Source organism: Nonomuraea deserti (genome assembly GCF_004348685.1).
Classification (GTDB): Bacteria; Actinomycetota; Actinomycetes; order Streptosporangiales; family Streptosporangiaceae; genus Nonomuraea; species Nonomuraea deserti.
Genome location: NZ_SMKO01000048.1, coordinates 1 through 11,120 on the forward strand (window position 1 = coordinate 1; position 11,120 = coordinate 11,120).

At 73.0% G+C, this 11,120-nt stretch carries 14 protein-coding genes; 11 read left to right on the plus strand and 3 right to left on the minus strand.

Going from position 1 to position 11,120, the window contains the following annotated elements; translation table 11 throughout:
* Window positions 1-355 (minus strand): DUF6223 family protein (locus E1292_RS19445; protein ID WP_132596643.1); only part of this gene is annotated, 355 nt, incomplete at its 3' end.
* 498 nt (window positions 356-853) lie between these two features.
* Between E1292_RS19445 and E1292_RS19450 the strand changes: the two genes are divergently transcribed.
* Together E1292_RS19450 and E1292_RS19455 are read left to right on the plus strand one after the other, a co-directional pair.
* Window positions 854-1,981, plus strand: a complete 1,128-nt coding sequence (locus E1292_RS19450) for a sensor histidine kinase (RefSeq protein WP_132596644.1) — start codon at window positions 854-856, stop codon at window positions 1,979-1,981.
* The gene (locus tag E1292_RS19455; RefSeq protein WP_132596645.1) at window positions 1,978-2,640 is read left to right on the plus strand and encodes a response regulator; all 663 of its coding nucleotides are present in this window, start codon (window positions 1,978-1,980) and stop codon (window positions 2,638-2,640) included. Before E1292_RS19450 ends, E1292_RS19455 begins: the two co-directional genes overlap by 4 nt.
* A 226-nt stretch (window positions 2,641-2,866) precedes the next feature.
* Here E1292_RS19455 and E1292_RS19460 read toward each other — a convergent pair whose 3' ends face one another.
* Window positions 2,867-3,406 carry a MarR family winged helix-turn-helix transcriptional regulator gene (locus tag E1292_RS19460; RefSeq protein ID WP_132596646.1) on the minus strand — a complete coding sequence of 180 codons (540 nt, stop codon included), beginning with the start codon at window positions 3,404-3,406 and terminating at the stop codon, window positions 2,867-2,869.
* 160 nt (window positions 3,407-3,566) lie between these two features.
* On the opposite strand from E1292_RS19460, the gene E1292_RS19465 reads away from it, so the two are divergent.
* From E1292_RS19465 to E1292_RS19475, 3 genes are all read left to right on the plus strand, one after another.
* On the plus strand, window positions 3,567-4,466 hold the full coding sequence (locus E1292_RS19465; RefSeq protein ID WP_165974629.1) for an FKBP-type peptidyl-prolyl cis-trans isomerase: 900 nt from the start codon (window positions 3,567-3,569) through the stop codon (window positions 4,464-4,466).
* 79 nt (window positions 4,467-4,545) lie between these two features.
* On the plus strand, window positions 4,546-5,196 hold the full coding sequence (locus E1292_RS19470) for a helix-turn-helix transcriptional regulator (protein WP_132596648.1): 651 nt from the start codon (window positions 4,546-4,548) through the stop codon (window positions 5,194-5,196).
* A gap of 21 nt (window positions 5,197-5,217) precedes the next feature.
* Window positions 5,218-5,709: a DUF3291 domain-containing protein gene (locus E1292_RS19475; protein ID WP_132596649.1), complete on the plus strand. Its 492-nt coding sequence runs from the start codon at window positions 5,218-5,220 to the stop codon at window positions 5,707-5,709.
* On the opposite strand, the gene E1292_RS19480 is transcribed toward E1292_RS19475, so the two are convergent.
* Complete coding sequence (locus E1292_RS19480; RefSeq protein WP_132596650.1) at window positions 5,655-6,734, minus strand: DUF3866 family protein; 1,080 nt, start codon at window positions 6,732-6,734, stop codon at window positions 5,655-5,657. The two genes, E1292_RS19475 and E1292_RS19480, sit on opposite strands and share 55 nt — an antisense overlap.
* 39 nt (window positions 6,735-6,773) lie before the next feature.
* Here E1292_RS19480 and E1292_RS19485 point away from each other — a divergent pair, with 39 nt between their 5' ends.
* From E1292_RS19485 to E1292_RS19505, 6 genes are all read left to right on the plus strand, one after another.
* Window positions 6,774-7,736 carry a helix-turn-helix transcriptional regulator gene (locus tag E1292_RS19485; RefSeq protein WP_132596651.1) on the plus strand — a complete coding sequence of 321 codons (963 nt, stop codon included), beginning with the start codon at window positions 6,774-6,776 and terminating at the stop codon, window positions 7,734-7,736.
* Window positions 7,733-8,704, plus strand: coding sequence for a helix-turn-helix transcriptional regulator (locus E1292_RS19490; protein WP_132596652.1), 972 nt, complete (start codon window positions 7,733-7,735; stop codon window positions 8,702-8,704). The genes E1292_RS19485 and E1292_RS19490 overlap by 4 nt, the downstream gene beginning before the upstream one ends.
* A complete protein-coding gene (locus E1292_RS51210; RefSeq protein WP_165974630.1) occupies window positions 8,701-8,856 on the plus strand; it encodes a hypothetical protein in 156 nt (51 codons plus the stop codon). The genes E1292_RS19490 and E1292_RS51210 overlap by 4 nt, the downstream gene beginning before the upstream one ends.
* Before the next feature lie 67 nt (window positions 8,857-8,923).
* Entirely contained in the window at window positions 8,924-9,247 is a 324-nt protein-coding gene (tatA, locus tag E1292_RS19495; RefSeq protein WP_132596653.1) for a Sec-independent protein translocase subunit TatA, read from the plus strand.
* A gap of 33 nt (window positions 9,248-9,280) precedes the next feature.
* Complete coding sequence (gene tatC / locus E1292_RS19500) at window positions 9,281-10,180, plus strand: twin-arginine translocase subunit TatC (protein WP_246090205.1); 900 nt, start codon at window positions 9,281-9,283, stop codon at window positions 10,178-10,180.
* A gap of 16 nt (window positions 10,181-10,196) precedes the next feature.
* On the plus strand, window positions 10,197-11,084 hold the full coding sequence (locus E1292_RS19505; RefSeq protein WP_132596654.1) for a diacylglycerol/lipid kinase family protein: 888 nt from the start codon (window positions 10,197-10,199) through the stop codon (window positions 11,082-11,084).
* The last annotated feature ends 36 nt before the right edge of the window (window positions 11,085-11,120 follow it).

The following is an 11,120-nucleotide window of genomic DNA, read 5'->3' on the forward strand; positions in this document are numbered from 1 at the left end:
GCCCCACCACCAGGGCCACGATGCCCCCGCCCAGCCCGTTGCCGGTGCCGAGGCCGCCGTCGGCGGTCGCCACCACCAGCCCGCCCAGTGCCATGCCGGCCAGCCCCGCCACCAGGGCCACGACGGCTCTGCGTGAGCGGGTACGGCCGGAGGTACGGGCCAGGGCCCACCCCCCGACGACCACGCCGGCCAGCCCCGACAGCGCGGCCACGATGGCCCCGAGCCGCCCGGCGCTCATGGCGTAGAGACCGGCCGGGTCGGCCGGAGCCAGGGCGTGAGCGGCCGCCGGCGCGGCCGACCAGACCACTCCGGACAGGGCGGCTCCGGCAGCGGCAAGCACACGTCGGACGGACATGAGGCACTCCTTCTCAACCTGCGACGGGACGTCCTCACCTGTGGCGGGGCGTCTGGGGACCTGTGACGGGACGTCCTCACCTGAGGTGTGACTTCATAGAACCTGCGACGGAACGTCCGACCCGCCGCAGGACGTCCTGAACCCGGGGCGGGACGTCCTCACCGTGGCGCGACGTCCGGGGACCTGTGACGGGACGTCCGACCCGCCGCAGACGTCCCCTGGACCCCGTGGCGGACGTCCGACCTGCGGCGGACGTCCTGGACCCGCGAGGGGACGTCCTCACCCGGATGGGACGTCCCCCCGGCGGGACGTCGTCCGATCATCTCCGCCGGACCTGCCGCCTGTCGTCCGCCGGGCGCGGGCAATTCGCGCTGCCGCCGGCGGCACAGCCGGCTACCGCGTCCGCCGCAGCGGCCGCGAACGTACCGCGTCCGCGGTAGCCGGCCGGTCGTCCGCGCGCGGGACCCGCTCGCGGCGGGTTCCGGTTAAGGTGCGCGCATGAGCACAGGACGGTCCGGAGTTCGGTCAGTCGTCACGGACGGGGCGATCGCCGTCGGCGTGGCGGCGACACTGCTGGTCACCGGGCTGTCGGTGCAGCGCTCCGGCGCCTCACTCGATCTGCTCGGCTACGCGCTGCTGACGGCCGGCGGCCTGGCGCTGGCCGCGCGCCGCCGGGCTCCGGTCCCCGTCCTGGCCGTCACCGGGTTGTGCGCGCTGGCCTACCAGGCGGCCGGCTTCGACGTGCCCGCCATCGCGTACCTGTTCGCGGTGTACGCGGCCGTACGGGCGGGACACCGCACCGTCACGGTGGCGGCCAGCGTGATCATGCTGGCCGCCCTGCCGTTCGCGGCCATGGCCTCGGGCCTGCACGACACGGGCGAGGCGTTCGCGCAGGCCAGGGGTGCCCTCGAACTGGCCTGGCTGATCGCGGCCGGCGCCGCGGGCGAAGCGCTGCGGCAGGCCGAGCGACGGGCGGACGAGGCCGAGCGCACCCGGGAGGAGGCCGCACGGCGCCGCGCCGACGAGGAGCGGCTGCACATCGCGCGGGAGCTGCACGACTCGCTCACCCACCAGATCTCGATCATCAAGGTGCAGGCGGAAGTCGCCGTCCACGTGGCGCGCAAGCGCGGCGAAGAGGTGCCGGAGGCCCTGCTGGCGATCCGGGAGGCCGGCCGTGAGGCGGCCAGGGAGCTGCGGGCGACCCTGGAGACGCTGCGCGACGACGACAGGAGCCCGCCGCACGGGCTCGACCACGTCCCCGAACTGGTCGAGCGGGCCCGGACGGCCGGCCTGGACGCGACGCTCACCATCGAGGGGCGACGCCAGGGCGTGCCGGCGGCGGTGGACAGGACCGCTTACCGGATCGTCCAGGAGTCGCTGACCAACATCGCCCGGCACGCCGCCGCCGCGACGGCGTCGGTCCGGATCGGCTACCGGCCCGGCGCCCTCCTCATACAGGTCGACGACGACGGCAAGGCCGCGTCCGGCGCCGTGCCGGTGCCCGGCGTCGGGCTGCTCGGGATGCGCGAACGCGTCACCGCCCTCGGCGGTGAGCTGCGGGCGGCACCGCGCGGGGAGGGCGGATTCTCCGTACGAGCCGAGCTCCCCGTGGACGGGACGTCGTGATCCGTGTCCTGCTGGTCGACGACCAGCCGCTCATCCGCAGCGGATTCCGCGCCCTCCTCGACCTCGAGGACGACATCGAGGTGGTGGCCGAGGCCGGCGACGGAGAGGCGGGGCTGGCCCTGGCCAGGGAGCACCTGCCCGACATCGCTCTCATCGACATCCAGATGCCGGTCGTCGACGGCATCGAGGCGACCCGGCGCATCGCCGCCGACCCGGCCCTGGCCGGGGTGCACGTCGTCATCCTGACCAACTACGGCCTCGACGAATACGTCTTCGACGCGCTGCGCGCCGGCGCGGCCGGATTCCTCGTCAAGGACATCGTGCCCGACGACCTGCTGCACGCCGTACGCGTCGCCGCGCGCGGGGACGCCCTGCTCGCACCGTCGATCACCCGCAAGCTGATCGACCGGTACGTCACCCAGCCGCGTCACATCGGGGCCGCCACGGGCCTGAAAGAGCTGACCAGGCGCGAGCGGGAGGCCGTCGTCCTCGTCGCGCAGGGCCTGTCCAACGACGAGATCGCCGACCGCATGGTGATCAGCCCGATGACGGCGAAGACCCATGTCAACCGGGCCATGGCCAAGCTTCGTGCCCGTGACCGCGCCCAGCTCGTCGTCCTCGCCTACGAGTCGGGCCTGGTCACCCCGCGCATCTCCTGACGTCCACGCCGGACGCGCCGATGAGCCTCCTGCCGGACGCGGGTGAGCCGCCGTTGCGCGCTGTCCGCCCGTCCGGGAGGAAGACCTTCTTGGGAACCCCCTCGGGCTGGGCGCCGCACCGCGTGCCTCCGGCCCGCTGGACCCACCGTAGAAGGGGCCGCTGGGCCCGGCCGGCGCGGTCCGCCGCACCGAAGGCGTCCGGGCGGGGACGCCGCTCCGGGCGCGGTCAGCCCGGCTGTCGCCGGTCCCGGCGTTCGGCTTCACCGACCGGGCAGGTCGAGTGCTCCGTGGCACACGCGCCCCGGTCGCAGAGCCGGCAGATGTACTGCGCGTTCCCGTTGTCCTCGTACAGCTGCGTGAGGATCTTGACCAGCAGGTCGGACAGGGTCTGCTGCTCTCCTTCGTCCAGGCATTCGAGCACGCCGCTGAGCGGGGTCGCCCGCGCTCCGAGGATGTGCTGGGTCGTGGCCCAGCCCGTTTCCGTGAGCGAGACGGTCACCCAGTGACTGTTGAAGGGATGCGGTGAGCGCGTGAGCAGGCCGTCGGCTTCGAGCGCATCGACCATCCGGGCCGCGGCGGACTGGGTCAGCCCCACGCGCCTGCCGAGTTCCGACACGCTGAGCCCGGGGCTGGCGGACAGCGTGACCAGCGCCGTGGCCCCCCGGGCGTTCACCCCGGCGGCGCGGGTCACGCTGCCGAGCGTCACGTCGGTCAGCGCCAGCGCGGTGGCGCCCAACAGGTTCGCCGTCGTGTTGGAATCATGCATACCTCATTTTAACATGCACGACTCATGATGGCCTGGCATGCGACGGCCGAACGCACGGCGCATCCGGGAACCGGAGCCGCTTACGCCATCTGCGGCCTGGTGGCGCGGTAGCATCGCCTGGCCCGGCAGCCCCCAGCCGGGGCCACGCGGGAGGTCACCCATGCGCCGCCGTATCGTCGTACTGCTGCTTCCGGCGCTGCTCGCGCCGGCCGGTTGCACGGGCGAGGCCGCCGACGGCATGGAGCTGAAGGTGGGCGGCGCGTTCGGCGCCCGGCCCACGATCGTCTTCCCCGCCGGCAAACCGGTGGACGAGCTGCAGGTCGACGAGCTGGCCGCGGGCAAGGGCGAGCGGCTGCGCCCCGACGACGTGGCGATCGTCCAGTACACCGCGCACGTCTGGAACGGCAGGGACAACCGCCTGGTCGACTCCAGCTTCACCCGGGGCACCCCCGCCGCGTTCCCGGTGGGGCGGCTGCTGCCGGGGCTGGAGCGGGCTCTGCGGGGGCGCAGGGTGGGCAGCAGGGTGATCGCCGCCATCCCGCCGGGCGACGGCTTCGGCGCCAACCCGCCGCGGGGGATCGCCGCGGACGAGGAGCTGTTCTACGTCGTCGACATCCTCGGCGCCCACCCCAAGGGCGCGTCGGTCAAGGCGCGCGGCGGCTCGCTGGCCGGCGTGCGCGTCTCCGGCGGCGCCCGGCCGGCGCTGTCGGTGCCGGCGACCGCGCCGCCCGCCCGGTTCGCGGCCAAGGTGCTGCACCGCGGCAAGGGGCGCAGGACCCAGGCGGGGCAGCTCGTGGTCACCCAGTACGAAGGCGCGATCTGGGGCCGGCGCCGCGTCTTCGACGCGACCTGGACGACCGGCGGGCCCAAGGCGTTCAAGCTCGGCGACGGCGGCGTGATCAAGGCGTGGGACAAGGCGCTCGTCGGCGTTCCCACCGGCAGCCGGGTCGTGATGGTCGTCCCGCCCTCCTACGGGTACGGCCGCTCCGGCAGCCCGGCGTACGGCGTCAAGGGCTCCGACACGCTCGCCTTCGTCGTGGACGTCATCGCGGCCTACTGAGGCCGCGGGGCCGCCGGGGCCGGGGCCGCCGGGGCCGCCGGTCGTCCGTGCCGGGCGGAGGCTTTCGTAGACTCCCGCTGTGAGTAGCGACGACCTCGACGCGCTGGCCCTGCTGCACGACCCCGTACGCCGCAGCCTGTACGACGTGGTGGCGGGCAGCGGCGGCGACGTCGGCAGGGGAGAGGCGGCCGAGGCCGCGGGCGTGTCCAGGACCCTCGCCGGCCACCACCTCGACCGGCTGGTCGAGGCCGGGCTGCTGGAGAGCGGCCTGCGGCGGCCGGAGAAGAAGGGGCCGGGCAGCGGCCGGCCCGCCAAGGTCTACCGCAGGGCCAGCGGCGAGCGGTCGGTGAGCCTGCCGCCGCGCGACTACACCACCCTCGCCTCCGTCCTGGCCGGTGTGGTCGACCTGCTCGGCGCCGAGGAGCAGGCCGAGCGGGCGGCGCGCGACGCCGGCGCGAGGATGGCGGGGCGGCACCGGGGCGAGCCGGTCGAGCGGGTGCTGAGCGAGCGCGGCTACGAGCCCTACGAGGAGGACGGCCTGCTGCGGCTGCGCAACTGCCCGTTCCACGTCCTGGCGAAGGAGCAGCCGCTGCTGGTGTGCTCGGTCAATCTGGCCCTGTGCCAGGGGCTGCTGGAAGGGCTGGGCGACGACCCGGGCAGGGCGCGGCTCGACCCCCGGCCGGGGGAGTGCTGCGTGGCGCTCGCCGCTTCTAAAACAAATGAAGATTGACATAGAAGGCGGAGAGGTGATGTGCTGAGCGACATGCATCTGGCCCAGCTCAACATCGCGCACATGCGCGCGCCCGTGGACAGTCCCGAACTCGCCGAGTTCATCGCCCTGCTCGAACCCGTCAACGCGATCGCCGACGCGGCGCCGGGGTTCGTGTGGCGGCTGAAGGAGAGCGAGACCGACCCCACCGCGACCGTCGTGCACGACTACGGCGACCACCTGCTGGTCAACTTCTCGGTGTGGGAGTCGCTCGACGCGCTGTGGGACTACGTCTACCGCAGCGCTCACCTGGGCGTGCTGCGCCGGCGCAGGGAGTGGTTCCTGCGCGTGGCGGAGCCGTACACCGTCATGTGGTGGATCCCGGAAGGGCACATCCCGCCGCTGGCGGAGGGCATGCGGCGGCTGGAACGCCTCAAGGCCGAAGGGCCGAGCCCCGAGGCGTTCACCTTCAAGGACTCCTACTCCAGCAGCGAGGCCGCCAGCCTGCCGGCCGCCGCAGAAGCCAGGAAATAGGGCAGGTCCTCCTCAAGACCCCTGCCCATCGTCGACAGCCGCACCGGAGAGGCGCGCAGCGCCTCGTGCAGGCCGTCCACCGGCACGGAGACGAGACGGTGGCGCACCGCCAGCAGCTCCGCCTGGTCCCTGACCCGCTCGCCGAACTCGCCCGGCAGCTCGGGCACCGGCACGTCGGCGGGCGACAGGGCGACCCGGCCGTAGGCGGTCAGCGAGTGGTGCGAGACGCCGTAGTGGCGCTCGCGCCTGTCACCCTCGCTGACCCGCAGCGCGGCCACCGGCCGCCCCAGCAGCACGCCCGCCGCGTTCACCGCCTCACCCGCCGACACCCCCGAGAAGCCCCACCGGGTGCCCGTGCCCAGGTTGCCCGGCCCCTGCGTGACGATCGCCAGGTCGGCCTCCAGCACGTGCCTGGCCGCCAGCAGCCCGGTGTGGGCGGTGACCGCCTCCACGTCGCCGCCGAACGACTGCCCGACCGTCACCACGCCCGCCAGCCAGCCGACCTCACGCAGCCGGGCCGCCGCCATCGAGAACCACGCGGGCAGCGCGCCGCCGTCCAGCATCACGTACGCGACGCGGATCGCGGGCTGCGCGCCGGGAGCCGAGGCGTACAGGCCGCACAGGATGGGCGGCAGCGCCGAGTGCAGATCCGCCACGATCACCGGCATGCCGTCCAGCGAGTCGGCCTCACGCAACCGGTCGTGATGAGGGGAGCCCTGCTCGTCGGCCCCCAGCACCGTGGCCTGCAGCGGGGTGTACCGGGCCTTCACCAGGTGCCCGGGACCGTCAGGATCTTGCGGCAAACGGTTAGGGACGGCCACCACCATGGCGTAACCTCCCGTACCGAGACCCATCGCGAGCGCGGTCGTGTTGAGCAGCACCTCGTCGCCGGGTTCCGGGCGCCCGACCAACGGCGGATACGCCAGCGCCCGGCACTCCCCCTCGGGGACGGCGACATCCAGCTCCACCGCTCCCGGCCACTCGCGTCGGATCCGGACAACCTCGCCCTTGCGCCATCTGATCACGGGGGCAGGGTAGCGTCGATTGAAGGAGGAGTGAGGCAGATGTCGCGCCGGAAGACAGAACGGTTGCTCAATCTGGTGATCTGCCTGCTCGCCACCCGGCGCCCGCTGTCGGCCGAGCAGATCCGCCACGCCGTCCCCGGTTACGACCGCGACGGCGACGAGGCGTTCCAGCGCATGTTCGAGCGCGACAAGAACGAGCTGCGCGAGCTCGGCATCCCCATCGACGTGGTGCGCGACCCGTGGGAGGACGAGCCCGGCTACCGGATCGAGCGGCAGTCGTACGAGCTGCCCGAGATCACCCTGGAGCCCGACGAGGCCGCCGTGCTGGGGCTGGCCGCCCAGGTGTGGCAGCGCGCCAGCCTGGCCGAGGCCGCCTCCGGGGCGCTGCTGAAGCTGCGCGCCGGAGGTGTGGCCACCGACCAGCCCGTCGGCGCGGCGATGGGCGGGGGAGCGCTGGAGCTGCGCGTCGACACCCGCGACCCGGCGTTCCCCGCGCTGTGGGACGCCGTACGCGACCGGCGGGTGGTGCGCTTCGACTACCGCGGCGCCGGCAGCGAGGAGGTCCGCACCCGCACCGTGGAGCCGTGGGGCGTGGTCAGCAGGCGCGGCCGCTGGTATCTCGCCGGGTTCGACCGCGGCAGGGACGCCCCGCGCGCCTTCCGCCTCAGCCGCATCACCGGGCAGGTCACGACAGTCGGCAAGCCGGGCGCCGTCGAGGTGCCCGAAGGCGTCGACGTGCGGGCCATGGTCGGCTTCCCCGACGAGGCGATGGACGAGCGGGTCGCGGTGATCCGCGTGCGACAGGGGTCGTGCGAGGGGCTGCGCCAGCTGGCCAAGGCCGTGCACCCCGGTGCGGACGGGTGGGACGACGCCGAGCTGACCTTCTCCGACCCCGAGCGGCTGGCCGGCTGGATGGCCAGCCTCGGCGCCGACGTCGAGGTCGTCGAGCCCCCCGACGCCCGCGAGGCCGTCATCCGCCGACTGAAAGGGGCGCTCACATGAGCGGGTCCGCCGACCGGCTGCCGCGGCTGCTGTCGCTGGTGCCGTACCTGATGTCCCACCCCGGCGCGCAGGTCGGCGAGGTGGCAGCGATGTTCGGGCTGAGCGAGAAGCAGCTCATCGACGACCTGCAACTGGTGTGGATGTGCGGGCTGCCCGGCCACACCCCCGGCGACCTCATCGACGTGTCCTGGGACGGCGGCGAGATCCTCATCGACAACGCCGACACCATCGCCAGGCCGCTGCGGCTGGGCATCGACGAGGCCAGCGCGCTGCTGGTCGCGCTGCGCATGCTGGCCGCCACCCCGCAGCTGGCCGAGATGCAGGGCGCGGGCGACGCGCTGCCCCGCGTGATGGCCAAGCTGGAGCAGGCGGCAGGCGAGGGCGCGGCCACCGTCAGCAGCCAGGTCGCCGTCGACGTCGAGGCCGCCCCCGACGCCCTGCCGCGCGTGCGCGAAGGGCTCACCAGGGGGCGCAGGCTGTCGCTGCGCTACTACGTGCCGGGCCGCGACGAGGTGACGCCGCGCGAGGTCGACCCCATGCGGATCGTGGTCGTCGACGGGCGCGCCTACCTGGAGGGCTGGTGCTACCGCGCCGAGGCGATGCGGTTGTTCCGGCTCGACCGGATGCTCGGCGTCGACGTCCTCGACGTGCCCGCCGACCCGCCCGCCGAGGCCGAGCCCATCGACCTCGCCCACGGGGTCTTCCGGCCCTCGCCCACCGACGAACTGGTCGAGCTGGAGGTCAGCGCCGCCGGCCGGTGGGTCGCCGAGTACTACCCGTGCGAGCAGGTCACCGAGCTGGGCGAGGGGCGGCTGCGGGTGGCGCTGCGCGCCCGCGACCAGGACTGGATCCTCAAGCTGGCGCTGCGCCTCGGCGACACCGGCAGGGTCGTCGCGCCGCCCGCGATGGCGGAGGCCGTGCGCCAGGAGGCCGAGCGGGCCCTGGCGCTGTACGCTCACCGGTCATGACGTGGATACTCCTGGCCGCCGGGCTGTGCCTGGCCGGGCTGGCCGTGCTCGGGGTCGCCGGCGCCCGGGTGGTGGCCGCCGCACGTGACCTGAACAGGGAAGTCGCACAGGTTCACGAGCAATTCAGGGATAAACAGGACGCTAAGGGATGAGGCAGCGGCCCCGGCAGCGTACGATCGGTCGTGAAGGACAGCACTCATTAACCATGAAGGACGTCACATGAACTTGGGAGCTCCGGAGATCATCCTGATCTTGGTGGCCTTGGTCCTGCTCTTCGGCGCCAAGAAGCTGCCGGACCTCGCCCGTGGCGTCGGACGGTCCCTGCGCATCTTCAAGGCCGAGACCAGCAAGATGAACGATGACGACGACGACAAGCCGACCGTCGTGCAGGCACAGCCCGAGGCCCAGCAGCAGCCGGCCACGCCGCAGCAGCTCCAGGCCGCGGCCTCCGCGCCGGAGCCGTCGCCGGAGGAGCAGGCCCGCCGGCTCGAGGAGCAGGCCGCCAAGCTGCGTGCGAGTGCCCAGGCCGACAAGCGCCCCTGACCCCTCCTTTCCTCCTCACTCCCTGGACTGGTGATGGCGCTGCTGAAACGGTCGGGGCCCAAGCGCAAGCCTGAGCCCGATCCCGAAGGCCGGATGCCGCTCATGGAGCACCTGCGCGAGCTGCGCAACCGGTTGCTCATCGCGCTCGCCGCCGTCGTGGTGGGCCTGATCATCGGCTGGATCGTCTTCGACCCCGTGTGGGCGGTGCTCAAGGCGCCCTACTGCTCGACCGCACAGTCGCACCAGCTCACGGGCGAGTGCAGCCTGACCTACAACAGCATCTTCTCGTCGTTCTTCCTGACGTTGAAGGTCTCGCTGATGGTCGGCCTGGTGCTCTCGTCGCCGGCCTGGCTCTACCAGATCTGGGCGTTCGTCACCCCGGCCCTCTACCGCACCGAGAAGCGCTACACGGTGTTGTTCCTGGCGCTGGCCATCCCGCTGTTCGCGCTGGGCGCGGGGCTGTCCTACGTCATCATGGACACCGCCCTGGGCTTCCTGCTGGGCTTCTCGGTCGACGGCTCGGTCGCCACCATCTCGATCGACGAATACCTCGACTACGTCCTGATCATGTTGCTGATCTTCGGGGTGTCGTTCGAGCTGCCGCTGCTGCTGGTCTTCCTCAACATCATCGGGGTGCTGTCCCATGAGGCGGTGGCCAAGCACCGGCGGCTGGTCATCTTCCTGATGTTCGTGTTCGGCGCCGTCGTCACGCCCGGCGGCGACCCCATCACCATGATGGCGCTGGCCGCGCCGATGATCCTGCTGTTCGCGGCGGCCGAGCTGTTCATGTACCTGCGGGAGAAGCGCAACCCGGCGAGCGAGTTCGGGCACCTGTCCGACGACGAGGCCTCACCGCTGACGGGGGACGACACGCCGCTCGACGACGGTCCCGACGCCCCCCGCGCCGAAGAGGATTCCGGTTCCGGGCGATAGGCGATAAGTTCCGGGCGTGTCCCCTCAACTCGCCCTGCTCGTCAACCCCGCCGCGCGCGGCGGCCGCACACTGCGCCTGCTGGAGCCGGTGGCGCGGCGCCTGCGCGCCGGCGGAGCCGAGCTGTCGGTGATCGTCGGCGACGACGCCGGCGACGCCCTCGACCGTGCCTGCACCGCCGTCGCCGAGCGCCCGGACGCGCTCGTGGCCTTCGGCGGTGACGGCCTGGTGCACCTCGCCGTGCAGGCCGTGGCCGGCACGGACGTGCCGCTCGGCATCATCCCCGCCGGCACCGGCAACGACATCGCGGCGGCGCTCGGAGTGCCGTGCGACAACCCCGTCGCCGCCGCCAGGACCGTGCTGCGGATGAGAGCGCGGCGCGTCGACGCCGCCCGCGTCGTGGCCGGGCCCGCGGACGAGCTCTTCGCCGGGGTGTTGTGCTGCGGGTTCGACTCGCGGGTCAACGAGCGCGCCAACCGGCTCACCTGGCCGCCGGGGATGGCGCGATACGTCGTGGCGATGGTGGACGAGTTGCGCTCGTTCCGGCCCATTCCGTTCCGCGTCACGCTCGACGAGGACGAGGTGATCGAGCGGGAGGCCATGCTGGTGGCCGTGGCCAACACGCGTTCGTACGGCGCCGGGATGCGGGTGTCGCCGGACGCCAGCCCCGACGACGGGCTGCTGGACGTGGTGATGCTGGGCGCCGTGTCGAAGGCCGAGTTCCTGCGGGTGTTCCCGAGCGTCTACCGGGGCACGCACGTGGGTCACCGTGCCGTGTCGATCCGGCGGGTGCGCAGCGTGCGGGTGGAGGCGGCGGACGTCGTCGCCTACGCCGACGGCGAACGGGTGGGGCCGGTGCCGGTGCACTGCGAGGTCCGGCCTGGGGCGTTACGCGTGCTCGTATGAGATCTACAATGTAAAAGCCCTGGCCCGGGCGCCGGC

Bases quoted from the DNA above. Each gene is read 5' to 3' on its own strand.
- E1292_RS19460 (WP_132596646.1), bottom strand. From the start codon at position 3,406: ATGCATGATTCCAACACGACGGCGAACCTGTTGGGCGCCACCGCGCTG.
- E1292_RS19465 (WP_165974629.1), top strand. From the start codon at position 3,567: ATGCGCCGCCGTATCGTCGTACTGCTGCTTCCGGCGCTGCTCGCGCCG.
- E1292_RS19490 (WP_132596652.1), top strand. From the start codon at position 7,733: ATGAGCGGGTCCGCCGACCGGCTGCCGCGGCTGCTGTCGCTGGTGCCG.
- E1292_RS51210 (WP_165974630.1), top strand. From the start codon at position 8,701: ATGACGTGGATACTCCTGGCCGCCGGGCTGTGCCTGGCCGGGCTGGCC.
- tatC (WP_246090205.1), top strand. From the start codon at position 9,281: ATGGCGCTGCTGAAACGGTCGGGGCCCAAGCGCAAGCCTGAGCCCGAT.
- tatA (WP_132596653.1), top strand. From the start codon at position 8,924: ATGAACTTGGGAGCTCCGGAGATCATCCTGATCTTGGTGGCCTTGGTC.
- E1292_RS19485 (WP_132596651.1), top strand. From the start codon at position 6,774: ATGTCGCGCCGGAAGACAGAACGGTTGCTCAATCTGGTGATCTGCCTG.
- E1292_RS19450 (WP_132596644.1), top strand. From the start codon at position 854: ATGAGCACAGGACGGTCCGGAGTTCGGTCAGTCGTCACGGACGGGGCG.